This is a genomic window from Jiangella rhizosphaerae (assembly GCF_003579925.1).
Classification (GTDB): Bacteria; Actinomycetota; Actinomycetes; order Jiangellales; family Jiangellaceae; genus Jiangella; species Jiangella rhizosphaerae.
In genome coordinates this window covers 49,134-75,222 of sequence record NZ_QUAL01000441.1, presented here as the reverse complement: position 1 = coordinate 75,222, position 26,089 = coordinate 49,134, and the positions used below count along the sequence as shown (strand labels likewise).

The window sequence follows — 26,089 nt, the reverse complement described above, 5'->3', positions numbered from 1 at the left end:
AGCTCGCCCTCACCTATCGCGGAGGCGTCGTGCTCGCCGCCGTCACCATCTGGCTACGCCAATAAGGAGACGCGCCCTAGGCGGTGGCCGCCGCCCGCACCCGCTGGGCGATCAGCTCGATGGTCGCCTTGCAGAACTCCGGCAGGTCGTCGGGGACGCGTCCGGTGACGACGTTCCCGTCGACCACCGCCGGCTCGTCGACGAAGATGCCGCCGGCGTTCTTCAGGTCGTCCTGCACGGCGGCGTAGGCGGTGCAGCGGCGGCCGCGGACGAGGTCGGTGCCCTCGTGCAGGTCGGTCGAGATCATGACCTGCGGGCCGTGGCAGATCGACGCGACGACCTTGCCGGCCCGGTGGGCCTCGGCCACCAGCCGCCGCGACGGCGTGTGCAGCCGGACGGCGTCGGGCCCGAACCCGCCGGGCAGGAAGACGGCGTCGAACGCGGCGATGTCGATCTCGCTCGTGGGCGCCTGCCGCCAGCGCTTGCCCTCCTCGAGGACAACGAACGGGATGGTGGTGCCGAACCGGCCGGTGATCGGCTTGTCCGGGGCGTAGGAGCGCGGCGAGAAGTGCCCCGGTATGTCCTTCGGTGGGTACGTGATGGTGATGGCGGCGCCCTCCTCGCTGAACCTGAGCAGCGGGTACAGGACCTCGACGTCTTCGAACTCGTGCGCGGTGATGAAGAGGATGCTGCTGCCTTCCAGGGCCCCCACTGGACTACTCCTTTGCCTCGTTGCGGTGAGTGGTGTCGATGGGCTGGATGCGGGTGAGCGAGAACCGGCTCGCGAGCCGGTCGAGGTCGGCCGTCGTGCTCTCCGCCAGCGCGACGCCGCCCTCGTGCGCCGCATCGGACTGGTGCCGCTCGACGTCGCCGGGCAGCCGGACGGCGGGGTGGCCGGCGGCGAGGGTGCTCGTCGACACGCGGTCGACGAGCTCGGTGGCCTGCTCGGTGTAGGTGTTCGTGCCGGTGAGGCTGCCGGGGTGGATCGCGATGACGAGGTGCCCGGTGCCCATGCGTGATCCGGGGTCGACCCAGATGTCGGTGATCTGGTGGCTGAGAAGCGCGCCCGGCAGCGCCGCGGCCAGCAGCTCGATGGCGATGGCCAGGCCGGATCCCTTGTGCTCGCCGAACGGCAGCAGCACGCCCTTGAGGGCGGCCTCGGGGTCGGTGGTCGGCGCTCCCGCGGCGTCGAGCGCCCAGCCCTCGGGGATCTCGCCGCCGTTCTTGGCCGCCGCGACGATGCGCCCGAACGCGCCGGCGGACGTGGCCATGTCGAGCACCACCGGCGGCCGGCCGTCGACCGGGAAACCGATGGAGATGGGGTTGGTGCCAAGCAGCGGTTCGGCCGAGCCGAACGGTGCCATCGACGGGCCCGTGTTCGACAGCACGAACGTCACGATACCGCGCGCGGCCAGCCGCTCCACCCAGGGCGCGGCCATGCCGAAGTGGGTGCTGCGCCGCACCCCGACGACGGCGCACCCGTAGGTCCGCGCGAGGCCGCCCGCCTTGTCGATCGCCAGGGCGATGGCGGTGTGCCCGAACCCGAACCCGGCGTCGAGGGTCGCCGTCGCGCCGTACTCGTGGGCCCACGACATCGGTGCGTCCGGCACGATCCCGCCGGCCTCCACCGACGACACGTACAACGGCAGCCGCAACAGCCCGTGCGACGGCAGGCCGCGGGCGTCCGCCTCGACCAGGCACTTGGCGACGCGGCGGGCCTCGGTGGCGGAACACCCGACCGCCTGCAGGACCGCGGTGGTGAACGCCGTCAGATCGGCGTAGTCGAAGTGCCTGGGCTGGTCGCTCAACGGGGCTCCTACGAGGCTCGGAAGTCGTGACCGGGCACCGGCGGCAGGAGCGGCGTTCGTGGTCGTCGTTGCGGAGCCCAGCCCGCTCATACGTTCCTAAATGCGAACAATGTTCCAAATGCTGCGCGGCGACGCTACAACCGGCCCGATCGGCCCGTCAAGGTTCGGTGGGGGCTCCTGGGGACGGTGGCGGGGTCCGTGGTTGGGACGCGACAGGGAAGGACGTGCAACCGCTTTCCGGCTGCGCGGCGGGTCATCACCAGGTGTGCCCGAGCCTCACCACGGTTGCAGGCCTGGTGCGACCCGGGATTCGGTGGTGAACGTGATCATCTGGGCTGGGAGTCCCCGGTTCGCCGGCCTCAGAACGCGCGCGAGGAGACCCGGCCGCGGATCCGGTCGGCGGCCTCGCGGAGCCGGGCGACCACCGTCTCCTCGGTGTCGTCGTGGATGCGGGCGACCGGGATCGCGCAGCTCAACGCGTCGTGCGGCGGTTCCGACGTCCGCAGCGCCACCGCGAACCCCTTGATCCCCTCGCTGTTCTCCTCGTTGTCGACGGCGTACCCACGCTCCCTCGTCAGCGCCAGATCCGCCCGCAGCGCTCCCAGGTCGGTGATGGTGTGCGGCGTCAGACGGGTGAGCGGCTGGGGGAGCTGCGCCTCGAGCTGGTCCTCGGGGAGTTCGGCGAGGATGGACTTGCCGAGGGCGGTGGTGAACGCGGGCAGGTGCCGGCCGATGGCGGAGAACAGCCGCAGCGGGTGGACCGACTCGCGCTTGTCCAGGTAGACGATCGACGTGCCGTCGAGGCGGCCGATGTGGACGGTCTCGCCGGTCTCGGCGGCGAGCTGGTCGAGGACGGCGCCGGACATGGCGATCAGGCTGTCGGACTCGACGTAGGAGCGGCCGACCAGCAGGGCGTGCAGCCCGATGCGGAACCGGCCGCTCGCCTCGTCGGACTCGATCCACCCGCGGCCGGTCAGGGTCCAGAGGAGCGCGTGCAGGGTGCTCTTGGGGATGTCCAGGGTGTGCGACAGTTCCGCGAGCGTCTGCGGCCGCTCACTGCGGGCCAGCAGTTCCACGATTTCCAGCGCACGGTCGACCGACCGCACGACCTTGGAGCCGGGCATGGCTCTCCTCTCCCCGTCCGTTCGGGCCCCGTCGCCGTGTCTTGACGAGGGTCGAATCATCGCAGTACGTTCGCGTCCATAATAACGAACTTTGTTCGTATTTGGGAACGTTCTCGCAGCTTCACTCCACCACTCACAAAAGACGACGACGTCCTACGTAGGAGGTTGCCCGATGATCACGGGTGTACGGCTGCACAGATGCAGGTCGATGTCGATCGGTCTCGCCATCCTGCTCGTTCTGGCGGCGCTGATCCCGCTGACGAGCTCGCGGACGGCCGGCGCCGACGAGGGCCTGTCGATCGAGGGTGTGAGCGCCCCGGACGACAAGACCATCGAGATCGATTTCGACCGCGCGCTGGACGAGGGCCTCCGTCAGTACGTCGAGGCCAACGCGAACGCCGTCCGGCCCTTTATCCACGTCGACGGCGGCACCGACGGTCAGCCCGACGCCGCCCTGAACGGGGCCGACCTGCAGGCGCTCGGCGCCGAGGTCTTCACCGTCGACACCCCGGAGCAGGACACGCTGCGGATCGTCCTGCCGGCCACGACCACCCTGACGGCCGGAGGCGAGTACGAGCTGTGGCTCGACGGCGCCGGCTCGACCTTCGACGAGCTGCGCATCCGGGCCGCCGACGGCAGCGCGCTGGCCGGTGACGAGACCGCCCGCTTCGGGTTCGCCGGAACGGGAGCGGCCGCCGGGCTCGCCACCGTCGAGAGCGTCCAGCCCCTCACGTCGCGCCTGGTCCGTGTCACGTTCGCGCAGAGCATCCTGGCCGGGATGCCGTCGCGCACCTACACGACCAACCCGAGCCGCATCACCGTCGGCGGCGTCGCGGCGACGTATGTCGAGAAGGTGCCGGGGTCGGACTCCCGGGTCTTCGACGTCTACCTGAACGCCGACCTCGCCGCCGGACAGCAGCACACGCTGACCCTGCTCGGCAATCCGACCGGCACCCAGGTCAACGCCGCGCTGCGCACCAGCGCCGGCCGCGTGGACCCGGTCGCCCTGGTCGGCGGTGCCACCACGTTCAGCGGCAGCGGCCAGCCGCACGCCAACGGCCTGCACAGCGTCGAGGTGAGCGACGACCGCCGGCAGCTGACCGTCACCTTCGACCACAAGATCGCCGAGCTTGCGACGCTGCCCACCTGGCGGCCGAACGCCACCGGCGCCCGCCCGGTGCTGGAGACCCCGCGCACCGGCACGACGGGTGACAGCCTGACCGCCGACGAGCTGGCGACGATCCTCGACATCAGCGGCACCGTCGCCGATGCCGACGCGGACCCGTCCGGCACGCCCGGCGAGCCGAGCGACCTGAGCGGCGAGCTGCGGCACACCGCCGCGTACTTCGCGGACCGGCGCACCATCGTGGTCAGCCTGGCCGAGGGCAGCGTCTTCCGGCGCGGCTCCGAGGGCGCGGTCACGCTGCTGGCCGGCAGCGTCACCGACGTCGCGGGCGTCACCAACGCCGCGGCCGAGACGCTGGAATTCACCGCGCCGACCGCCGGCCTGCCGGACCGCGGCCCGGACTACGACCCGCGCGACCGCGACTACCTGACGGTCGACGAGGACGCGTCGACCACGTTCACGCACTACGACTACACGTTCGCGCAGAACACTCCGGTGCCGAACTACCGGGTCGACGCGGCGAACGTCAGCGACCGCGTGGTCGAGGAGGAGGTCGACGCGATCGTCGTCGAGAACAAGTACATCAAGGCGACGTTCACGCCCGACTACGGCGCCCGGCTGCTCTCGCTGATCTACAAGCCGACCGGCCACGACCTGCTGTACGCGAACCCCGTCGGGACCCCGTACGGGCACGGCAACAATTCGCCGTTCTACGCGAACTGGTTGATGGTGTGGGGCGGCATCGCGCCGACGTTCTCCGAGGCCGAGCACGGCAAGTACTGGTTCCTGCCGTGGGACTACGAGATCACCGAGACCGACGACCAGGTGACGATCACCATGACGAAGACCGACACGATCAACCACCGTCAGGACGGCCGGTTCCGCTACGGCGCCACGGGCATCGAGATCGAGGTCGGCTACACGGTCTACAAGGACCGCCCGGTCGTCGACATGGACGTGTCGCTGCACAACCCGAACGGCGTGGCCAAGGAGTACGAGTACTGGACGCTGACCACGCTCGGCCCGGGCGCGGAGCTGCACGACGGCTCCCCGACCATGGAGCACCTGACCCCGCTTGAGAAGGTGCGCCGCGACTCCGCCTACACCTGGATGGCCGACGTCGAGCGCCGGGTGAATCCCGACGCCCCGGCGAACAGCGAGGCCGGCCGCGAGCTGTACTTCGACAACATGCGCTACCTCTCACGCTGGCAGACCGGCAGCCAGACCGGCGGCATCGCGTACGGCCTGGAGCTGCCCGCCAACCCGCAGGGTGACTGGTGGGGTGCGGTCAACCACGAGAACGAGGCCGGCGTCGTCCGGGTCTCGGACAACGACACCACGCGCGGCATGAAGTTCTGGACCTGGGGCTTCAACAGCTCCTTCGACACCAACCCGTACTCGAAGGGCAGCTCCGCGCGGCCGTACGTCGAGCCGTGGGGCGGGGTCTCGGACCGGTTCTTCCTGCCGGACGTGCTCGGCCCGGGCGAGACGAAGTCCTGGACCGAGACCTTCCTCCCGACGCAGGACCTCTACAGCATCACCAACGCCAACGAGCACGGCGCGGCGGTCGTCGCGTTCGGCGGCGACGGCACGGTGAGCGGCCACGTCTTCCCGACCGACCTCGGCCGCGACGCGGTGTTCCGCGCCTCGCTGGTCGACGCCGCGACGGGTGAGGTGCTGACCCGCGAGGTCTTCCGCAGTGACGAGTACGAATCGGCCAAGCTCACGGCCGACGCGGGCGACGCGACCACCGTCCGGCTGGTGCTGGAGCGGGTGTCGGGCGGCCGGCAGGAGCTGCTGACCGCGGAGGAGAGCCGATGAGCGTCTAGCTCATCGCGCGACGCCGACTCGTCGAGGCCGCGTTCCCTGGGACGTCCGCATCGTTTCCGGGGGCGCGGCCTCTGCGCGATCTTCCCGCGTTCGCCAGCGCCGAGCCCGCGCGGTATACGATCATCGGGCCCGATGAACATGGGTCTCACTAGCAACATATTCGGGCAAACCGGCCTGACCGACCCGCGCCAGCCCCGCAATAACCGCGAGCCTTCGCTGCTCACGCACCGAGCGATGTGCGGTAAATCTTCTGCGTAAGGAAGAATTGTGGCATGGAGCTGATCGGCGTGGGCGAGGCTGCGCGCCGTCTGGGTCGTTCGGAGGCCCGGGTGCGTCAGCTCCTGCGTTTGGGTGCCTTGCCCGGCGAGCGTGTGTCCGGGGTGTGGCTCGTGGACGCCACGGCGATCCGAGAACGGGAGTCCTCTGCGCCTGGCCCCGGCCGTCCATTGGCGCCTGCTCATGCGTGGCGGGTGATCACTGCGGTGGATGCTCTGGCCGCGGGCCAGCGCCTGCCGCCGGTCAGAGCCCTAGCGGATCTGGCCGCTGGCATGGTTGGAGGTTCCCGTCGCCGGCTGGTGGAGAACCTGCGGCGCGCGCCTGATGTCGATCGGTGGCGGTCGTGGCTCGCGGGCCGGGCGCTGACCAGGCGTTACGCCGCCACCGAGACCGCCGCATACCGCCTGCTCAGTGATGGCAGGGTGAGCATCGGCGGTGCCCGCGGCCTGGCGACGGCCGGCTCGCTCGCTGCCCGGCCCGGTGGCGGGATCGACGCCTACGTGCGAGAGGCCGACGCGGGCACCGTGATCGCGGCCCATGGGCTCGATGCGCTGCCGACCGGGCCGGTCAGGCTGCGGGTCGTTTCGGATGTGGTCGGTGCTGCGAGCGGTCCGGTCGCCGGACGGCCGGCTCCAGCCGCGGCGTGTCTGGTCGATCTGTTGGAGTCGCCGGATCCGGCGCTACGGGCCGCCGCGGAACGGCGCCTGCGGCACCTCGTCGACGAGGTGTACCGACTGCGGGACGGTCCGGCGCCGTAGGTCTGTGCGCGGCAGGGGCCACCACCCTCTCGAACCGACTGGTTGAGAGGGACGTGAGGGCTGATGGCTCGCCGCAGAGAGCAGATCGACGGGCAGTTGAGTCTGGAATCGTTGTGGGCAGATCCGGAGGGTGAGCGCGATGAACAGGTACGGCCGGCTGGCGATGGAGCACTGGCAGCAGGTCGCCCCGCAGCGGGTGGCGGAGCTGGAGGACCCGACGGCGTTCTTCTCGACATTGGGTCAGCAGGTGGAGACACGGGTGCAGGAGCTGCAGGACCAGCTCGCGGGCGCGGACGTGCCGGGCGAGGACTACCTGGCGAAGGTGGGCCGGCTGAACATGACCCGCCTGCAGGCCGAGGAGATGGCCCTGTCCGAGCTGGTGTGGCTGGAGACCTCGACGGACGAGCCGGATCCGCCGAGCCGGACCGACGAGCTCCTGTGGGCCATCCATCGGGCGGCCAACGAGGACGACGACCAGCCGACCACGTAGCGGCGTTCCGGCCATCCCACCAGGACAACCTCGCGCCGTCGAGCGCCCGGGCGCGGGTGCGGGCGAACTTCGACGCGATCGCGTTGCTGCAGCTGCTCCAGCAGGAGGCGCGCCCGGCCAGCGACGAGGAGCGCCGCGTGCTGGCGCGCTGGTCGAGCTGGGGCGCGGTGCCGCAGCTGTTCGACGAGCAGGCCACCGGGTGGCGGTCCGAGCGCGAGCACCTGCGGGCGGCGCTCGGAGACTCCGCGTACGCGGCGGCGCGCCGCACGACGATCAACGCCCACTACACCGACCCGGCTTACGTCCAGCCGATGTGGGACCTACTGTCCGGCCTCGGGTTCGCCGGCGGGGAGGTGCTGGAGCCGGGCTGCGGCGCGGGTACGTTCATCGGCCTGGCGCCCGCCGCGGCGCGTGTGACTGGTGTGGAGCTGGACCCGACCAGCGCCGCGATCGCGGCCGCGCTGTATCCGGGCGCGCAAGTGCGGGCGGAGTCGTTCGCGGACACCCGCTTCCCTGACGGGCACTTCGACGCCGTCATCGGGAACGTCCCGTTCGGTGACGTCCGGCTGCACGACCCGCGTCACAACGCCGGCGCCCACGCTCTGCACAACCACTTCATCATCAAGTCCCTCGGCCTCACCCGCCCGGGCGGGCAGGCCGCCGTGCTGACCAGCCATTTCACTCTGGACGCGCAGAACCCGGCCGCGCGGCGGGAGATGAACGCCCTCGCCGACCTGGTCGCCGCGGTCCGGCTGCCGTCCGGCGCGCACCGTCGTGCGGCGGGCACCGACGTGGTGACGGACCTGCTGGTGTTCCGCCGCCGCGACCCCGACACCCCGCCCCGGTCGACGCTGTGGGAGACCGTCACCGCCCGCAAGGTCGACGGCGCGATCGTCCGGGTGAACTCCTACTTCGATCACTACCCCGAGCGGATCCTCGGGGACCTCGGCGTCGGCCACGGCATGTACGGGGCACAGACCCTGCACGTGCGCGCCGATCTCGCTCAGACGCCGGCGCGCCTGGCCGTGGCGCTCGCCGGCGTCGCCGAGGCGGCCCGCAACGACGGCCTGCAAATGACGCCGCGCCGGCCGGACCCTCAGCGCGAGGCCCGGCCGGCGGCACTGGCCCCGGACGGTCTGTGGGACGGGCACCTGGTCGCCAACGACGACGACACGTTCAGCGTCGTGGCCGACGGCGTGCTCGAGGACCGCCCGGTCCCGGCCACCCAGCGGCGGGAGCTGCGGGCGCTGCTCGGGCTGCGTGACGTCGCCCGGGCGCTGCTGACGGCCGAGGCCGCCGACCTCGACGACACGGCGCAGATCGCCGCCCTGCGGGCGGACCTCGCCGACCAGTACCACCGCTACGTGGACCGGTACGGGCCGATCAACCGATTCACCACCCGGGCGACCGGCCGCGTCGACCCGGCCACCGGGGAGCCGCGGCTGTCGCGTGTCGCGCCGCCAGTGATGCGGATCTTCCGCACCGACCCGTTCGCGGCGCTGGTGAAGGGCCTGGAGGTGTTCGACGACGCCTCCCAGACCGCCACCCCGGCCACGATCATGACGCAGCGCGTGGTCGCGCCCCGCGCACCCGTCCTGGGCGCGGACACCCCGCAGGAGGCGCTGGCCGTGGTGCTGGACGCGCACGGCCGCGTCGACCTGATGCAGGTGGCCCGGCTGCTCGGTGTCGGCGAGGACGAAGCCCGCACCATGCTGGGCGAACTCGTCTACGACGACCCGCAGACCAAGCAGCTGCTCACCGCGGCGGAGTACCTGTCGGGCAATGTCCGGCAGAAGCTCACCGCCGCCACCGCGGCCGCCGAGGCCGACCCGGATCGGTACGCGGTGAACGTGGCCGCGCTGCGCCGGGTTCAGCCCGATGACCTCGGCCCCGGGGACATAGAGGCGCGGCTGGGTGCGGCGTGGATCGACGCCGCCACGCATGAGCAGTTCCTGTCCGAGCTGCTCAACGATCCCTCCATCCAGGTCGAACACCCCGGTGGCGCCATCTGGGAGGTACGCGGGAACAAGTGGTCGGTCGCGGCCAGCCAGGAGTGGGGCACCGAGCGGATGCCCGCGACGGCGATCGCGAAGGCGACGCTGGAACAGCGTCCGATCCAGGTCACCGACGACATCGAGGAAGGCGGGCGGGTGATCAACCCGGTCGAGACCGCGGCCGCGCAGGAGAAGGCCGGCCTGCTGCAGGAACGGTTCGCCGAGTGGGTGTGGGAGGACCCCGAGCGCGCAGCACGGCTGCAGCGGGAGTACAACGACCGCTTCAACACCATCGTGTTGCGCGACTACGCCGCCGAGGGGCAGCGGCTGACCCTGCCGGGCCTGGCCGCCACGTTCACCCCGCGCGAGCACCAGCGCACCGCGGTGGCGCGGATGCTCGCCGAACCCGCCGTCGGGCTGTTCCACGAGGTCGGCGCCGGCAAGACCGCGGAGATGGTGATGGGCGCGATGGAGCTGCGGCGCCTGGGCATGGTCCGCAAACCCTGCGTGATCGTGCCCAACCACATGCTCGAGCAGTTCACCCGGGAGTGGCTGCAGCTCTACCCGACCGCCCGCATCCTCGCCGCCTCGAGCGATGACCTGCGCGGCGACCAGCGCCGGTTGTTCGTCGCCCGCTGCGCCACCAACGACTGGGACGCGGTCATCATGACCCGCGGCGCGTTCGAACGCATCCCGGTGTCCGCCGACGTCGAGGCCGCCTACCAGGAGCGCGAGATGGACGCGCTGCGGGCGATGCTGGACAAGTCCCGCGAGTCCTACGGGCTGAGCGTGAAACGGCTCGAGAAGGCCGTCCTGGCCGCGGAGGAGCGGCTGAAGGAAGGCCTGGACGGCCCCCGCGATCCGGGCATCAATTTCGAGCAGACCGGCATCGACTACCTGGTAGTCGATGAGATGCACGACTACAAGAACCTGCGTACGGTCTCCAACATCCGCGACGCCGCCATCGTGGGCAGCCGCCGCGCAAGCGACCTGCACATGAAAACCGAGTACCTGCGCGACCAGCACGGGGACCGCGTCATCACGGCCGCCACCGCCACCCCGATCGCCAACTCGGTCACCGAGGCGCACGTGATGCAGCGCTTCCTGCGCCCGGACCTCCTCGCCGAGGCCGGGGTGGGTGACTTCGACTCGTGGGCGGCCACCTTCGGGCAGACCGTCACCGAGATCGAGATGGCCCCGGCCGGCGGCTACCGGCTGCAGACCCGGTTCGCGAAGTTCCAGAACGTCCCCGAGATGCTGCGCATGTGGCACGTCTTCGCCGACGTCAAGACCGCCGAGGACCTCAACCTGCCCGCACCGCCACTCGCCCGCCGCGACGACGGGCAACGAGCACCGGTCACGATCGTGGTGCCGCCGTCGGGCGACCTGACCGCCTATGTGGCTGATCTTGGTGAGCGGGCGGAACGAGTGAAGAACCGCCAGGTCGACAGCAGCACCGACAACATGCTGAAGATCAGCACCGACGGCCGCAAAGCCGCATTGGACATGCGTCTGGTCTCCGGCCACCGCCCGCCCGCCGACACGACGAAGCTCGACGTCGTCGCCGACAACGTCGCCAGGATCTGGGCCGAACACCGCACCACCCGGTACCTGACCCCCGGCACGGAGGAGTCCTCGCCGGCGCCGGGCGCGCTGCAGATCGTGTTCTGCGACCTCGGCACCCCGCAGGAGGACTGGAACGCCTACGACGAACTGCGCGACCTGCTCGGACGCCGCGGACTGCCGCGCGAACAGGTCAGGTTCATGCACGAGGCCCACAACGACACCGAGAAGGCCCGGCTGTTCGCCGCCGCGCGTGCCGGGCATGTCGCCGTGCTGCTTGGGTCGACGGCGAAGATGGGGGTCGGCACCAACGTCCAGGCCCGGGCGGTCGCGCTGCACCACGTCGACTGCCCCTGGCGGCCGGCCGACCTGGCCCAGCGCGACGGGCGGATCAAGCGCCAGGGCAACCAGAACGCCGAGATCCAGATCTACCGGTACGTCACCGAGGGCAGCTTCGACGGCTACCTCTGGCAGACCGTCGAACGCAAGGCGAAGTTCATCGCCCAGATCATGCGCGGCCGGCTCGACGTGCGCGCCATCGACGACGTCGGCGACAACGCCCTGTCCTTCGCCGAAGTGAAAGCCCTCGCGGCCGGTGACCCGCTGGTGGTGGAGCGCGCCAACGCACAGGCCGAATTCACCCGCCTCGATCGGCTGCGCCGCGCCCACCACCGCCAGCAGGACAATCTGCGCCAGCGACGCGACTTCGCTACGGCCCGGATCCGCGAACTCGACCAGCAGCGGCCGATCCTCGAGGCCGCCATCGCACGCACCATCCCCGTCGCCGGCGACGCCTTCGCCATGACCATCGACGGCACACGGGTCACCAAACGCACCGACGCGGCGGCCGGCATCGCGCGCTGGGCCACCCAGCACCTGCCGGGCAACCCCTACCGGCAGGCCGACCTCGGCGTCCTCGGCGAACTCGCCGGGCACATCATCGAAGCCACCTACCTGCCGCCGGGCAGCGGCCTCGGGCAGCCCGCACGCGTCGAGCTGCGGCTGCGGGACGTCCCGCTGAGCGAGGCGTCCGTGACGGTCGACACCATCACCGACGGCCACGGCATCGGCACCGTGCGGATCCTGGAGAACCGGGTCGCCGCGATCCCGGCCGACCTGGCCGAAACCAACCGGCTTCGTGCCGACGCCGTCGACGAGCAGCAGGCCGCCGAAACCGCACTGCAAGCGCCGTTCAAACACGCCGCCGCGCTGCAAGAAGCCCGCGAGACCCTCGACCGGATCGTCGAAGCCATGACCGACCAGGTCGCGGCGGGACCGTCGCCGGAGGCCCAGCCGCCGCCGTCCCAGCCGCTCGGCCGCAGGCCGAGCACGCCGCGATCGCCCGGGCAACAGCTCGGCCAGCCCGGCTCCGACTTTGGTCTCTGACCAGTCCCTGTGCGCGGCCGGGGCCACCCCTACCAGCGACACAGTCAACCTCTTCCTGCGCCACAGGAGACCCGTATGCAGTCCACCGCGCTCGAACTCAGACGGCACATCGCGGAACTGTTCGGCCAGCCCATCGCCCCACTGCTGGCCGTGCCGGCCCCGACCGCCGGGTACAACCTCACGGTCACCGACCTGTTCTGCGGCGGCGGCGGATCATCCACCGGCATGGTCGCCGTCCCCGGAATCCGCGTCATCGAGGCCGCCAACCACTGGAAGCTCGCCCTCGACGTCCACAACGCGAACCACCCCCACACCGTGCACAAACACGTCGACCTCCACGAGGACGACCCAAGGAACTTCGCGCGCACCGACATCCTGTGGGCCTCACCGGAGTGCACGAAATGGTCGCAGGCAGCCGGAGCGGCCGCCCGCCCGGCGATCGAGGACGGCCTGTTCGAGGACCCGCTGTCCGATGACGCCGCGACCCGCAGCCGGTTGCTGATGTTCGATGTGCTCCGGTTCGCCGAACATCACCGCTACCGTGCCATGGTCGTCGAGAATGTCGTGGACATCGCCACTCAGGCGAAGTACCGCAACGCGTGGCGGATCTGGCGGCGGGATCTTTCGAACCTCGGCTATCAGTTCAAGGTCGTCAGCCTCAACAGCATGCACGCCCAGGCGCTCGGGAGCCCCGCGCCGCAGTCCCGCGACCGGCTGTATGTCGTGTGCTGGCGCAAAGGCGAACGAGCCCCCGACATCGACAGGTACATGCGGCCGAAGGCGTACTGCCCACCCTGCGACGCCATCGTGGAGTCCCAGCAGGCGTGGAAACCCGGGAGGAACGTCGGCCGATACCGAGCCCAGTACGTGTACGTCCACGCCGCCTGCGGGACCATCGTCGAGCCCGGCTGGCTGCCCGCGTCCGCCGCGATCGACTGGAGCATCCAGGGGCAGCGCATCGGCGACCGGGACAAGCCGCTGGCCGACAAGACCCGCGCGCGCATCGCCGCCGGCATCGCCAAGTATTGGCTGCCGTTCATCGCCGAAGCGGCCGGAAACACCTTCGAGCGGCGCCCCGGCGTGCGCACCTGGTCCGTCGAGGACGTGCTGCGCACGCTGCACACGACGGCCAGCAAGGCGCTCGTGGTACCCGTCGAGGGCCGCGACGGTAAGGACGCGCGGGTCGCAGACGACCCGCTGCGGACCCTGACGACCCGCGCCGAGACGGCGCTGGCGCTGATGCCGTTCATCGCCGAGCTGCGCGGCGGCGGCTCGTGGGCACGCTCGACGAGCGACCCCATGGCGACGGTGACGGCTGCCGGCAACCACCATGCGCTGATCACACGCCACTACGGCGTCGACGGCGGCGACCCTGCCCGGCACACGACGATCCCTGACGAGGTGTTGCGCACCCTCACGGCCAACGCCGGGAACATGTCGCTGCTCGCGCCGTACTACAGCAATGGCCAGGCCCGCGAGATCGTCGAGGCGCTGTCGACCATCACCACGGTCGACCGGCATGCACTCGTCACACCCGCCGGCGGGTCGTGGAACGACGACGCCCGCCCCACGGACGAGACGCTGCGAGCGCTCACCACCCGCGACGCCTACGCCCTGGTCATGCGGAACAACGGCTCCCGGGGCGACGGCGGCGAGCACATGACCCCGCCGTCCGAAGTGCTCCGCACCCTCACCACCGCCGGTCACCAGTCGGTCATCACCCGCGACCCGGACGCCCGGCCGACCTCGGGCGACATCGAGCGCGTCGAGGCCATGGTGGACGACTGCATGTTCCGGATGCTCGAGCCCCACGAAGTCGCCGCCGGCATGGCGTTCCCCGAGAACTACCGATGGGAGGGCAACCGTCGGGAGCGAGTCCGGATGGCCGGAAACGCCGTCACCCCACCAGCCGCGCGGGACCTGATGGCCGCTGTGGCGGAGGCAATCACCAGAGAAGAGGTGAACGCCCCCCGGCCAGCCACGCCCGCCCGCCGGCCCCGGACGCACCTCGGCACCCCCGGACCTGCCCTGGGCCTTTGACCTCCGGCCCCTGTCGCCGATGTGCGCGGTAGCGGCCACCCCTACTGCCACACAGTCACCTGAGCGAAGGGGAACGCCATGGCTAACCACGCCGACCGGCCGGACGCAGTGCCGCGCAACCCAGCCCGAATCACCCACGACGACTTCGTTCTGGCCGCGATCGCGATCGGTGCCGTCACCGAGCAGGCGCAGCCGCACACGCCCGCCGAGCTACGGCCGCACGCCTACGCCGCAACGAGAATCATCATGGCCACCGCCCGCCTCACCGACATGCTGCGCCGCACCTGCGCCACCGTGCCGGGCACACCGGATTCGATCGGGCGTGTCGTCGACGCGGCGCAGAGCCACATCGTCGAAGCTCAGATCCAACTCGACGCCGCCGCCGAGCCCGACGGCCACCAGGACGGGATCCCAGAGGCCTTCAGAGCCGCCGCAGCCGCCATCACCCGTGCCGGGCACGGACTGACCTGGCACACTCCAGAGGAGGTGGCCACCGCCGCCGCGCTCACGAGCACAATCACGATTCGGGCCGGACAGCTTGCGCACAAACTGCTGCGTCTGGCCGTCGTCGTGCGGGCGCCGCACAGCACCATCGACCCACTCGTTTCCGCCACCGCGGAGCTCAACCACGCCGTCGACGGCCTCGATCAGGCAGCGGGAGCCATCCGGGCCCGGCACGTCCGCGAAGCCGAGCTCATGGCCTTCGAGCAGGCGGAGCAACGGATGCGTCTCCACACCGCAACCGAACAGCCGACGGCCCGGCCGGGCCCATCGACCTTGGGCATCTGACGTCCGGCCCCACCGCACATGACCGCCTTCCCGCCACTCCGCGACGGGAGGGCGGTTCTTCGCGTTCGGCGGCGAATGTGCGCGGCAGGAGCCACCCCTACGAGTAAACCAACACCCGAGGTGAAGGAGACCTCCATGAGTAACACCTTCCCGGCCAGCCCGGCTGGGCGCATCGCCAACGATCCGAAGCTCGTCGCCGGCGCGAACCCGCGCTTGACTTTCCGGCTGGCCGTCGACGACCGGGCGCAGGAGGACGGGCAGTGGATCACCAAGCAGACGGTATTCCATGACGTCGTCGTGTTCGGCCGGTCGGCCGAGACGTTCGCCCGGATGTACCGCAAGGGCGATCCCGTCATCGTCGCCGGTGAGCTCAGGTTCACCAACTACGAGACCAAGGGCGGCGAGCAGCGCACCGGAACCCAGATCGTGGCCCGGCTGGTGGCCCCGGATCCCCGGCTGGTCACCGTCACGATCGACCGGTCCCGGCAGGCCGATCATGCCGCGGCGGGTGTCGAGGCTCCGGCTCACGAGACCGAGCGGCCGGCCGCTGCGCCGGCTCCTCCGCCGCTCCCGGCTGTAGACGCTACGCCCGCGCGGCCTCGGTGGCCTCAGCAGCCCGCCAGCACGGCGGGCAACGGCGTGGCGGTGTGAGCCCGGATCGTCGGACCCAACGCCCGGGGTGGACGCGGACACGCGTCCACCCCGGGCGGCGACATCACCGGAACTGACCGCCCATGTGAGCACTGGAGTGCAGACGATGACGGACGTCCCTGAAGGCCGCGGCGACCGTTTGAGCCCAGAGCAGCTGGACGCGCTGATGCAGGACACCCTCGGAGCGGCGATCCCACGCCCGATCCGTTGGGCCGACCTGGACGACACCACGACAGCGAAGAAACTCGTCGAGCTGGCCAAATGGGTGCACTGGCTCGGCAACCGATACGTCCTGGACTCCCGGGAACTCCCGGCGGACTGGTGGCAGCACGGCGCCCTCATCGAGGAACTATCCGCACTCAAGGGCGCCTGGGACGTCGCCTACGACCCCACCCAGGCCGCCTCCGCGGCCGCCGACTGGCACATGACCTTCTACAACACCCGGATCCGGCTGCGTGAGTGGGTCGGTCGCCTCGGCGGAAGCCCCGGCGAGCGCACCATCCACCCGCAGGGCTGGCTCGACGACCCCGACCGCTCCGGCTGGGTCGCCGACTTCAACGCGTACCTCTCGTCGCTGACCGGGCTGAACCGACCCGACTGACCCCACCTCTGAGGAGGTGACACGCCATGACCATGGGCGACGAAGCAGCGGCCTTCGCTGCCAACGGAATCCCCGTCTTCCCCTGCGCGCCTGGCGCCAAGCACCCACTGACCGAACACGGCTTCGAAGAGGCCACCATCGACCTGGACCAGGTGAAAGCCTGGTGGCGGACCTGGCCCACCGCAAACCTCGCCATGCCCACGGGCGCACCGCTGTGGGACGTCCTCGACGTCGACGTGAAGAACGGCGAATCCGGATACCCTGCTCTGCGACGTCTCAAGCAGGCCGGACTCCTCGAGGGATGGTCCCACGCCGTACGGACCCCCGGCGGCGGACTGCACCTGTACTTCGCCGGCACCGCCGAAGGCAACCACGCGCTGTACCGGCACAAGATTGACTACCGCGGCGCCGGCGGGTACGTCCTGCTACCGCCGTCGATCGTCGACACCGCCCGAGGAGCGCGCCGGTACGACACCATCGAAGTCCGCGACCCCGACCGCGTTCGAAGCTTCGACTGGGCCGCGGCCCGCGACCTGCTCCAGCCAGCCGCCCCGCCGCCACCGCCCACACCCATCCACGCCCATGTATCGGCCGACAGACGCATGCCCTACCTGGTCGATCACGTCCGCAATGCCCCCGAAGGCAACCGCAACAACGCCCTGTTCTGGGCCGCCAACCGCGCGCTCGACAACGGATCGACCGATCTCGGACCACTGGTCGCCGCGGCCGTCGAAGCCGGACTGGACTACCGCGCGGCCGCAGCCACAGCAGCGTCGGCACAACGAAGCCGTTCCGGCTCGCCGAGCCGGGCGTCACCACGGGCGCAGCCCGCAGCATCGGTGTCCATCTGAACTGAGACGCGGAGGGCCGGCCGGGGATCTTTCCGGCCGGCCCTTCCACGTCTGTGCACGACCGGCCCACCCGGCGGTTCAGAAATCCTGCCCGGCGTGCTGCTGGGGCGAGTGCTGCGCAGCCTGGCGTCGTGCGGTCGACCCATTGACCACTCCGGCCGCCTGCTGGGCTGCGAGGATAGCGTTGGCAGCCAGCCGGTAGTCGTGTCGCTGGGTCCAGCTGTGGCCGGGGTCGCCGAGTGGGGATGCGGTATCGGTGATGTCGTGACGTTCGCGGTAAGCGGCGACGATCTCAACGCATCGGCGCCACCGCGCCTGCTCCGCCTCGCCGGCCGGTTCCGGCCCGAGTGTGCGCAGCCACGGCGCGCGCTCGTTGATTGCGCGCCGGGCGAGCGCTGCGGCCCGCTGTTCGAGCAGCGCCTCCCGCTCGGCTAGCGCCCGCTGCATCTCCGGATCGGTGAGGCCATCGGCCGCCGGGACGAGGCCGGCGATCAATCGGCGCTGCCGGCGCACGAAGCTGGGCGCGCTTTCCATGGCATGGTCGGTCCACCGCGCTACCCGGGCGGCCAGCACACGCACCGGGTCCGCGTCGTCCGGAATCGGCTGGGCCGCCGCCAACTTGGGCAGCACGGTGTCCGGCTTTAGCCCGTGCGCGTCAGCGCGATGCACCGCCGCAGCTAGCGAGACAAGATGCTCGGAATTGGCGACCTCGGCTGGCTGCACTCCGCACGACAGCAGCAGCGCAGCTTGCCGGTCGGTGACGGCGGCTCGGTGCAGCGTGTCGTACTCGGCTGCGAGCTGCCCGATCGACATTGCCTTCTCGGTCTCGGCACGGGCGGTCTCCGCTGCCGAGAGCGCCGCGCCGTGGCGGCGTAGCACCGTGGTGAGCACCGAGCGGGCGGTCGGCGCGGGATCGTCAGCGTCGCGCAGATGCCGCTCTTCCTCGTCGACGTCGGTCACCACGTAGGCGGTGTTGGCCTCACGCGCGCGGGTCATGGCGACGTAGAGGATCTCGCGCGTCATCGCTGCCCCGGTCACCAAGGCGTGTGCGGTGTCCACGGTCGTGCCCTGGGCGCGGTGCGCGGTGACCGCATACGCCAGTTCGACGTGGTCGGCAACGTATGCGGCGGGCAGCGTGATTGTGCCGTTACCTTTCGTTCGCTGCACGGTCAGCGACCCGTCGCCGTGAACGGCCTGCACGTGCCAGGTGTCGCCGTTCTTCACCCAACCCGTTCCGGCGACCAGACGCCGCTGGTTCTCGCGGGTGATGATGCGATCCCCTACCCCGGCAAGGGTGCCATCGCGCAGGCTCACGCCGTGGTCCGCGACCTCACCGGCCGCCACCCGGTCGGCGCGAGCGCGGCGGTTGAGGTCGGTCACGGTCGTGTTGTCGCCGGCGATGAGAAGCGACTGGAGACCTGCCTGCTCGTCTCTTCGCCACGCGCGGTAGGCGGCGTCGAGCATGTTCTCGCCGGCGCCGCCGACCAGGCGACCGTGGGTGTCATAGGCGTCCAGCGCCGCCGTGTCACCCAGGCGGAGCCGCACGCTGGCGGCTCGTTCCCACCGGTGCGTGAACCGGCGCACCCCAGTCAGTTCCGGGGCGAGCCCCGCACCGCGATCGCGGACCAGCATGCCGAACGCGCCTCCGGCGTCCACCGACGCCAACTGTGCCCAGTCGCCGACCAGGAGGACCTTGGCTCCCGCGGCGCCGGCACGGGTCACGAGGTCGTCGACGGCGAGGGTTCCGGCCAGGGACGCCTCGTCGACCACCACCAACTGTCCCGGCCGGAAGGTCCACCGCTCTTCCTCAGCGCGGAGCTTCTCCAGCCTCCTGATGACGACGGCGCGGCCACGGTCGGCGGACCACGTCGCGGCCTGGTCGACGGCGGCGAACGCCGGCCACTCGGCGGCCCGGTCGGTCACGTCGGCGGCGCGTGCCAGCTGCTCACGCCAGGCCGGGTCGTCGGCGTCGAGCAGCCGCAGCACCTCGGTCAGGTGGGCGATCTCTCGTCGTGACTCGGGTATCCGGGCCGCCTCGTGCAGCCACTTCGCGGTGTTGTCCGTCGCGATGCCCAGCGATTCGGCAAGGACCTCCGCTGCGGCCGCCGACGGCGCCAACCCGACCAGCGACCCCTCGCCATGCTCGAGCTCCCACACCGCACGCAGCGCGGTCAGGGTGGTGGTCTTCCCGGCGCCTGCAGGACCCACCAGGACGTCGACCCGGCGGCCGCTGGCCGTGATGTCGCGCACGGCGTCGGCCTGGTCGTCGGCTAGGAAGTACCCGTCCGCCGTGGGCGCCGCCAAGATCCGCTCCGCTGTCGCGCTGCTGACCGTTGCGGCGTCCGTAGACCGGCCGGCGCTCAGCAGGCGCTCTTCGGCAGCGAGGACCTCCGCTGAGGTGAACAGTCCGGCGTGCGTGCGGACGAACATCGACGTCCCATCAGAGCGGGTGAACGCCGCCGGGGTGAACGCCGTCACCGACGGGGTCAGCTCAACCGACATTTCCGCGACCCGCGCGCTCACTGCGGCGATCAGCTTCTCCCGCTCGTCCGCGGTCACCATCCGGTGTGGCATCGCTGCCCGTGCCGCGGCCGCACGGATATTCCACGTCTTCCAGGTCGTCCGTTCGGTCGCCAACTCGATGTACGCAGCGCGAGCCAGCTTCTCCAACTCCGGCGGCTCACCCCGCCGACCGCTGTCAGGCAAAGCGTGCGGCGGCGACACGGCCAAATCGTCGACCCGCAACAGCGGTGGCCGCCGCGAGGGAGTGGTCGCCCTCCCGATCGCCGACCGCATCCAGGTGCGCGCGTCCTGCCCCACGACCGCAGCAGCTCGTTCCTGCCAGTCCTGGGCCATCTCGCTCAGCGTGCGGATCTCCTTCACTGGCCGCGTGGCCAGGGTCGCGACCTGCCGCAGGCGCAGCTTGACCTTGTCAGTGGGCGACCGTCCGTGCCGCTTGCGGTAGTCGGCGATAAGCCGGTCGGCCTCGCGTTCGATCTGCGACGAACGGGTGGAGAAGGCTGCGACCAGATCATCCGAGACCGCCTCGAGTTCCCAAGCGGTGTTCTTCGACTTCACAGCCTGCCCCCGCACCCGCCAGCCGACCCCGAGCCGGGCCGTGACGTGGTCGGCGAGCAGGTTGTCGTACAGCTCGGACATCGCAACCGTGGCGGGGAACAGCGACCCGCGCGAGTCCAGCGTCCGCCACTTCCCGTCCGGGCCCTGAACCCGATTCGCGATCACCACATGGGTGTGCAGCTGCGGATCACCGGCGCGGGAGTCCCAGTGATCGAACGCGGCGGCGATCACCCCGGCGGTTTCCACCTGCGCCACACCGTTGGTCCCGATCCGGGTCCGGGCGACCTCCCGCTCGATCGTGGCGATCACGTCGGATACAGCTGCCCGGTGAGCCTCGTAGATCTGCTCCCGCACACCATGATCGGCCAGCGCCCACATGACACTGACCGACTTCGGCGGCGAGAACGTCACATCAAAACCCGACACCGGGCGGCCAACCCGCCGTGACCGCTCCTCCGCCTCGATCCGCTCCACCATCCGGGCCCTCTCAGACACCGGCATCGCCGCCGGCAACGCACCCACGCGGACAGCGACACGTTCCTCGGACGACTTCGGCACCCGATACGCCTGACCGAGCTGATCGCCGGTGACCGGGTCCGCGCCCGAACGGTACAGCCGTTCCATCTGCTCCTCAGCCACCCGCGCCCCCGCCGCCAGGCCACGACCACGGTCGAGGCCCGCCAACCCCGAACCCAGCCATCGGCCGGGTGGGTTACCGGCCTCGGTGTAGTACGCCGTCACCGCCGACACGCCCGGCACCTGATCGCTGTCGGCCACGATTCCTCTGAGCAGATAGCGGTAGCCGTCGCCGGCGTGCAACTCCTTGATCGAGATCACGCGCGATCACCAACAGCGCGGGCACGCTGCGCGCGCTTGCGGCAACGATCAGAGCAGTGCCGCGCATCCGAGCGCCGCGCAGGGAACTGAGTCGGGCACATCGCGCAGACCACCAGCCGCTCAACACCAGCGGCCTCACGCTCACCCGCGCGCTCCGCCCGCGCGGCTCTGAACGCCCGCGCTCGACACCGATCCGAGCAGTAGCGCGCATCGGCGCGCTTCCCGTCCAGCGATGAAGTCAGGCAGCTCGCGCACCATCGGTCGGCCGGCAGCGTGGCGTCGCGCTGATCCTCCCGGCGCTTCCCGTTACGCCTACGAGCTGCTGCATAGCGACAGGCATCGCTGCACCAACGCTGCGTAATGAACTCCGGCTCGTATCCCTCGCCACAGTTCCAGCACCGTTTCTGGCCTCGTCGGATCTCCCTCATGCCCATGGGGTGGCCGCGGCCGCGCACTGTCACGCTTCTTGCGAACGGCTGCGGCGACTGGATGCCAGAGGTGTAAGGCACCTTCGTGTTTGGAGCGGCCGTTGCGGGCCCGCGGAGCCGTCAGCAGGGGCGGAGCGGCCGTTGCGGGCTCGCGGAGCCGTCAGCAGGGGCGGAGCGGCCGTTGCGGGCTCGCCGAGCCGTCCGGCTGGTCGTCGGCGGCCTCCGGACCTTCGTCATGTGCGCACGCACGGTCAAGACCGAGACTCACTCCCAGAATGTGCGCGGCACCGGCCACCCAAGAGATGAGCGGCGCTCAACTGAGCGCTGGCATGAATCCGGAGTGGAGCGGCGAATGAGCATCGAAACGCTGAGCGCAGGCACGGTCCCCGTGCACGCAGACGATGCGACCAGCGACCGGCCGAGCGCTCAACCAAGCGAGCGCGCCACGGGCAGTGGTTCCCAACCCACCACGGGGGAGCACGAGAAGCGTGAGCGAGCACAGCGCGCACGCATGCACCGACGCGGAGCAACCCCGCCATCGAGAAGGCTGATCGCGATGATCGCCGCAACGGTGGTGGCGCTCGCCATCGGTGCATTCACGCTCAGCTTCGACGCCCTGCGCGAGCTCGCCACGGTCGCTGGCCTCAACCGCTCGATCGCCTGGCTCTGGCCGCTCATCGTCGACGGGTTCATCCTCCTGGCGACCGCGGCGGCGGTGGCGCTGCGTGATCGCGGACCGCGCGTCACCTGGTACCCATGGGCCACCCTGATCGTCTTCGCCGCAATCAGCGTGGCGGGCAACGCACTGCACGCCAGCAGCCATGCCAATCGAGAAGCGGTCAGCGTCACGGTGGCCAGCATCGTGAGTGCGGTGCCGGCCGTAGCCTTGCTACTCGCCAGCCACCTTCTCGTGGTTCTGCTGTCGCCGCCGCCGACGCCAGCAAGCTGGTCGGCTGGCGCGGACTCAGCAGGTAGACCAGCACCGGCTGTCAACCACCGTGCGCGGGCGAGCGTGAATCGCGAAGTGGCCGCGGCCGATCGCGGAGGGGCAAGCGCGTCGGCCCAGGTGGATTCGGATGTGAACGAACGGGTGCGCATGAGGGCGCCGAGACCGACCGCCGTTGAACCCGAACTCGGCGCGTGGGTCGCCGCCGAGCGGGCCGCTGGCCGTAATGTGACCGGCAACGATGTCGCTCGATTCCTGAGCGTCTCGCCAGCCACGGGGCGGCGGCGACTCGCCGCCCTCCGCGCCACGCAGGTGGGCGAGGATGCGCAGGAGCAACGACCTGACCACGTGAGGACAGACGAAGTTGTATGCGCTCAGTGATCCTGAAGCGGTTGGCGGTGCCCTCGGCCTGGGTATCGTCGCATTTGGCTGCGCCGGCGTCCTGGCCTTCTTCTTCGTCGCCCTCACGTCCGGCCGATCACGCGGCCTCGGTCTGGGCCACCTCGGCGCGAGGTGGCTGCGCGCAACAGGAATCCTCTCCGTGCTGGCGCTGGCAATCGTCTTGGGTATCGCCTTGACGGACTGACTAAGCCACATCTCGAATCCACCGGGCATAAGGACAGCAGGCATCTCCGGCGGCGATGGTGCACGACCGGCTGCTGTGGCGTCGAGCAGCGTCAGCGGGCGGTTGTCGCCGATGTCGACGAATATGGACTGCCGTCGACCATCACCGGGGAGGGCTGATGTGTACCGGCCAACCGTAGACACTGGTCCTCATGGCTGGCTTACTAGCTAGGTGGACGCGGACGTACCCGACCCATTACTCCGGCTGCCCGACGAACAGATCGCGGCCGCGCCCGGTCTCAGCGGCGATGACCTCCTCGAGGATGTATTCACGCAGGTCTACGACCATGTGAATCTGCATGCCATGGCCTGGCCGGCGGCCGACAGGGACGGCAACCTCGTGCCACCGCCGGGCGCGCATGTGCTGCACGACCTCGCGCACGTCCACGACCTTGCTGGTGAAGAAGACCTCATGGTCAATCCGCGCCTCGGCACAGTCGCTGTCGTGCCGGACCTGCCCGAGTGCGACTTCTGCTACCTTCCCGCCCGCTACGACGCAAGGATCACGATTGGCGAGCGACGCGTCGGCGCCAACCTGTGCGGCGACCACTATCGGGTGAAGGGTTCGGGCACGCTGGGAGCCAGCGGTGACGCATATCTAATGCTCCGATCCGAGGTCCCGGAGTCAGTGCGCCTGGCGTGCAACAAGATTCGTGCGGCACAGAGCGAGGATCCGCTGTTCTGACATCGTGGGGACGTAGCCGCATGCAGGTCTGTATCCGACCGGGCGAAACATGCCTCGCCATCGTGCCCGAACAATGCTCTCGCAACCGGCTGCATCACATGTCGGACGGCACGGTCCGCGAACCCGACAGCGTAAACGCCACCACGTGCCGTGGCTTCCCGGCCGCGTCCGTCACCTCCACCACCTCGACCGAGTCGCCAATGAACGCCGGTGGCGACTTCTTGGGCGTGTGCTTGAGGACAAGCAAGAACCCGACCCGCGGTTCACCGACCTGGTACGTCGCGGCCTGGTTCAGGTAGGAGGCTTTGTTGGGCACTGGAATGTACGAGGCGTCTTGCTTCAGTTCGACGTAGAGGTTGAAGCCCGGGAACGCGAATCGGATATCGACCCGCCCACCGCCGACGTGCCGAATCTCAGTATCCACCCCGTGCAGGTAACCGCGAGCCCGGACGAACTGCCGCAGGTCGCGAGCGAGATCTTCCTCGGACGCATCGTCGGCGAACAGGTACGGCGCCTCGCTCGGGCCGACCGCGTTGCGATCCCACAAGAAGGACATGAGCACCGAGGTCACCAGCTCGACAGCCTCGGCAACGTCGTCAGAGCCGGTGTAGTCGCCGGAGGCTCTGAGGTCACTCCAAACGCGCTGCAGGGTTGTGTTGACGACATTCGAAGCACTCGCCAAGCCCTCACGCCTTCGACGCTGGGTGGCGACCGCCCACACCCGCTCCTCAGCTGTCGCTACCCGACCCAGGCCGCCTCCGCCAGTTTCCTCCGCCGGTACCTCGGTACCGGCCGATCCTTTTGGGCTGCAAAGGGGTGCGCCCGCGTTAAGCTGACGCTGCGCCGCGTCACGGATGCGAATCGCGACCGGAAGGTCAGACAGCTCTGCCTCAGTCGCGGTGCCGTCATCCCGAGCAGCCTCCATCTCGGCGACGCGCTGCTTGAGCTGATGCATGAGCGCCACTTCAGCGGCGAACCCGTCCTCGATGACTGGCCCGACCAACACCTCCACCGCGCGGCCGTCCTCATCTCGTCGGAATCCGGCGGACGCCGAGCTCGCTTGGTACAGGCACACTAGGTCGTGGATGACGTCCACGGCATGCAGCCACGATGGTTCCGCGAACAGCTCCTGGGCGTGGGCTAGTTGGTTTGACAACCGCGCCCAGCTCGCCCATGTGGTCGCGGCGACATCGGCTGCCCAGTGTCCGCGTTCGAAGCGAAAGTGCCGCAGCTCCCTGACGTTCTCGGTCAGAGAGCCGACCACCGCCGAGTCCACGCTCTGGTTCTCGATCAATCCACGAAGAAGCTGGCTAACCGCAGCGGTCACACGCGCATCCGGCCGGTCGTCATGCTCGAGGACCGCACCGAGGTACGTCGTGGCGTCGTCCAGATGACCGACGGCGCTCGCCGGATCCCGTGCCCGCAAAGACTGCAGGATCGAGATCCGCGCCAGCGCGACGCCTGCATCCGATGGTGCCACGGCACCCTCATCACGGCCAGCTGAGGTCTCGGCTGGGTCGAGGCCGGTTATGCGTCGGGCGACCGGGATCAGGTCAACGGCCTCCGGCCACTGCTCGAAGCACGCCTGCACGACGCGTAGTGCTGCTCGCGCGTACGGCTCCGGTCCTGCGCCGTCGTACGAACTCAGGAGCGTGAACAGGTCCCATCGGAGCACCCATCCGCCGAGACGTAGTTGTGTTGCCACTTCTAGGGCATCGGCGGCTCGGAGGATCTCAGGACCGCTGGCATCTGCGGCCGGGGGTGTCGCCTGCTCGAGCACCTTCAGGCCTAACTGCGCGGCGGCGGCCTCAAGAAGCGCCGGCGACGACAGGAAGACCCGGACCGCGTCCGCGAATACGGCCGGACTAGGCGTAGCCACGAGCGCGTCCGTGAGCGCGGTAGCCGCAACGCTGTACGAGTCGTCCTGGCGGTCATGGTCAGCGTGAAGATGTGCGAGCTGAGCGGCCGCCTCGATGAGAGCGGGATCGCCGGCCAGACCCGGAAGCGCGGCGGCCAAGGCATCGACGTTGACCGGCCCGTCTGGCGTGATCATCGCGCGCTCCTACCTTCCAGTCCGACGATGCTCGCCCGCCACCGATCGTGCGCACGCCGATCGGAGTTGCCAGTGAATCACTCCAGCGGTGGATGTATGCGGACACCACACCGCATTGCGACACCGGCTGTGCCGCTCTCGCGTTGCTGCC

17 protein-coding genes are annotated in these 26,089 nt (G+C 70.1%); 12 read left to right on the top strand and 5 right to left on the bottom strand.

The features are described from left to right. Positions 1 to 76: 76 nt before the first annotated feature. The 3 genes from DY240_RS31260 to DY240_RS31250 all read right to left on the bottom strand — a co-directional run bounded on the left by DY240_RS31260 (position 77) and on the right by DY240_RS31250 (position 2,932). Positions 77 to 712, bottom strand: coding sequence for a DJ-1/PfpI family protein (locus tag DY240_RS31260; RefSeq protein WP_158603076.1), 636 nt, complete (start codon positions 710 to 712; stop codon positions 77 to 79). Positions 713 to 716: 4 nt separating this feature from the next. Continuing rightward, entirely contained in the window at positions 717 to 1,808 is a 1,092-nt protein-coding gene (locus DY240_RS31255) for an Ldh family oxidoreductase (RefSeq protein WP_158603075.1), read from the bottom strand. Positions 1,809 to 2,167: 359 nt separating this feature from the next. Then, complete coding sequence (locus tag DY240_RS31250) at positions 2,168 to 2,932, bottom strand: IclR family transcriptional regulator (RefSeq protein ID WP_119663543.1); 765 nt, start codon at positions 2,930 to 2,932, stop codon at positions 2,168 to 2,170. A 208-nt stretch (positions 2,933 to 3,140) separates the two neighbouring features. Between DY240_RS31250 and DY240_RS31245 the strand changes: the two genes are divergently transcribed. From DY240_RS31245 to DY240_RS31205, 9 genes are all read left to right on the top strand, one after another. Next, positions 3,141 to 5,879: a DUF5107 domain-containing protein gene (locus DY240_RS31245; protein WP_119663542.1), complete on the top strand. Its 2,739-nt coding sequence runs from the start codon at positions 3,141 to 3,143 to the stop codon at positions 5,877 to 5,879. A gap of 281 nt (positions 5,880 to 6,160) precedes the next feature. Beyond that, a complete protein-coding gene (locus DY240_RS31535) occupies positions 6,161 to 6,922 on the top strand; it encodes a MerR family transcriptional regulator (RefSeq protein WP_147375603.1) in 762 nt (253 codons plus the stop codon). A 139-nt stretch (positions 6,923 to 7,061) separates the two neighbouring features. Further along, positions 7,062 to 7,412, top strand: coding sequence for a TnpV protein (locus DY240_RS31235; protein WP_119663540.1), 351 nt, complete (start codon positions 7,062 to 7,064; stop codon positions 7,410 to 7,412). After that, positions 7,361 to 12,355, top strand: coding sequence for a methyltransferase domain-containing protein (locus DY240_RS31230; protein WP_158603074.1), 4,995 nt, complete (start codon positions 7,361 to 7,363; stop codon positions 12,353 to 12,355). Before DY240_RS31235 ends, DY240_RS31230 begins: the two co-directional genes overlap by 52 nt. Before the next feature lie 75 nt (positions 12,356 to 12,430). Then, the gene (locus DY240_RS31225) at positions 12,431 to 14,395 is read left to right on the top strand and encodes a DNA cytosine methyltransferase (protein ID WP_119663538.1); all 1,965 of its coding nucleotides are present in this window, start codon (positions 12,431 to 12,433) and stop codon (positions 14,393 to 14,395) included. Positions 14,396 to 14,473: 78 nt separating this feature from the next. Further along, complete coding sequence (locus DY240_RS31220) at positions 14,474 to 15,184, top strand: hypothetical protein (RefSeq protein ID WP_147375602.1); 711 nt, start codon at positions 14,474 to 14,476, stop codon at positions 15,182 to 15,184. 135 nt (positions 15,185 to 15,319) lie between these two features. Then, complete coding sequence (locus DY240_RS31215) at positions 15,320 to 15,835, top strand: single-stranded DNA-binding protein (protein ID WP_158603073.1); 516 nt, start codon at positions 15,320 to 15,322, stop codon at positions 15,833 to 15,835. Positions 15,836 to 15,941: 106 nt separating this feature from the next. Beyond that, positions 15,942 to 16,436, top strand: a complete 495-nt coding sequence (locus DY240_RS31210) for a hypothetical protein (RefSeq protein ID WP_147375601.1) — start codon at positions 15,942 to 15,944, stop codon at positions 16,434 to 16,436. Positions 16,437 to 16,462: 26 nt separating this feature from the next. Continuing rightward, a complete protein-coding gene (locus DY240_RS31205) occupies positions 16,463 to 17,287 on the top strand; it encodes a bifunctional DNA primase/polymerase (protein WP_119663534.1) in 825 nt (274 codons plus the stop codon). A gap of 78 nt (positions 17,288 to 17,365) precedes the next feature. Here the strand turns inward: DY240_RS31205 and mobF are convergent, their stop codons facing one another. After that, positions 17,366 to 21,202 (bottom strand): MobF family relaxase, encoded by a 3,837-nt coding sequence (gene mobF, locus DY240_RS31200; protein ID WP_119663533.1) that lies wholly within the window; start codon positions 21,200 to 21,202, stop codon positions 17,366 to 17,368. 780 nt (positions 21,203 to 21,982) lie between these two features. On the opposite strand from mobF, the gene DY240_RS31195 reads away from it, so the two are divergent. The 3 genes from DY240_RS31195 (at position 21,983) to DY240_RS31530 (ending at position 23,885) form a co-directional block, all read left to right on the top strand. Beyond that, positions 21,983 to 22,957, top strand: a complete 975-nt coding sequence (locus tag DY240_RS31195; RefSeq protein WP_158603072.1) for a DUF2637 domain-containing protein — start codon at positions 21,983 to 21,985, stop codon at positions 22,955 to 22,957. Beyond that, positions 22,941 to 23,162 (top strand): hypothetical protein, encoded by a 222-nt coding sequence (locus DY240_RS31190; protein WP_119663531.1) that lies wholly within the window; start codon positions 22,941 to 22,943, stop codon positions 23,160 to 23,162. Before DY240_RS31195 ends, DY240_RS31190 begins: the two co-directional genes overlap by 17 nt. A 210-nt stretch (positions 23,163 to 23,372) precedes the next feature. Continuing rightward, on the top strand, positions 23,373 to 23,885 hold the full coding sequence (locus tag DY240_RS31530) for a hypothetical protein (RefSeq protein WP_147375599.1): 513 nt from the start codon (positions 23,373 to 23,375) through the stop codon (positions 23,883 to 23,885). 94 nt (positions 23,886 to 23,979) lie between these two features. Here DY240_RS31530 and DY240_RS31180 read toward each other — a convergent pair whose 3' ends face one another. Further along, entirely contained in the window at positions 23,980 to 25,938 is a 1,959-nt protein-coding gene (locus DY240_RS31180) for a hypothetical protein (RefSeq protein ID WP_119663529.1), read from the bottom strand. Between the last annotated feature and the right edge of the window lie 151 nt (positions 25,939 to 26,089).

Excerpts from the sequence above, each read along its gene's own strand:
- DY240_RS31225 (WP_119663538.1), top strand. The coding sequence starts at position 12,431 with ATGCAGTCCACCGCGCTCGAACTCAGACGGCACATCGCGGAACTGTTC.
- DY240_RS31220 (WP_147375602.1), top strand. The coding sequence starts at position 14,474 with ATGGCTAACCACGCCGACCGGCCGGACGCAGTGCCGCGCAACCCAGCC.
- DY240_RS31205 (WP_119663534.1), top strand. The coding sequence starts at position 16,463 with ATGACCATGGGCGACGAAGCAGCGGCCTTCGCTGCCAACGGAATCCCC.
- DY240_RS31535 (WP_147375603.1), top strand. The coding sequence starts at position 6,161 with ATGGAGCTGATCGGCGTGGGCGAGGCTGCGCGCCGTCTGGGTCGTTCG.
- DY240_RS31195 (WP_158603072.1), top strand. The coding sequence starts at position 21,983 with ATGAGCATCGAAACGCTGAGCGCAGGCACGGTCCCCGTGCACGCAGAC.
- DY240_RS31210 (WP_147375601.1), top strand. The coding sequence starts at position 15,942 with ATGACGGACGTCCCTGAAGGCCGCGGCGACCGTTTGAGCCCAGAGCAG.
- DY240_RS31180 (WP_119663529.1), bottom strand. The coding sequence starts at position 25,938 with ATGATCACGCCAGACGGGCCGGTCAACGTCGATGCCTTGGCCGCCGCG.
- DY240_RS31235 (WP_119663540.1), top strand. The coding sequence starts at position 7,062 with ATGAACAGGTACGGCCGGCTGGCGATGGAGCACTGGCAGCAGGTCGCC.
- DY240_RS31250 (WP_119663543.1), bottom strand. The coding sequence starts at position 2,932 with ATGCCCGGCTCCAAGGTCGTGCGGTCGGTCGACCGTGCGCTGGAAATC.
- DY240_RS31215 (WP_158603073.1), top strand. The coding sequence starts at position 15,320 with ATGAGTAACACCTTCCCGGCCAGCCCGGCTGGGCGCATCGCCAACGAT.
- DY240_RS31245 (WP_119663542.1), top strand. The coding sequence starts at position 3,141 with ATGTCGATCGGTCTCGCCATCCTGCTCGTTCTGGCGGCGCTGATCCCG.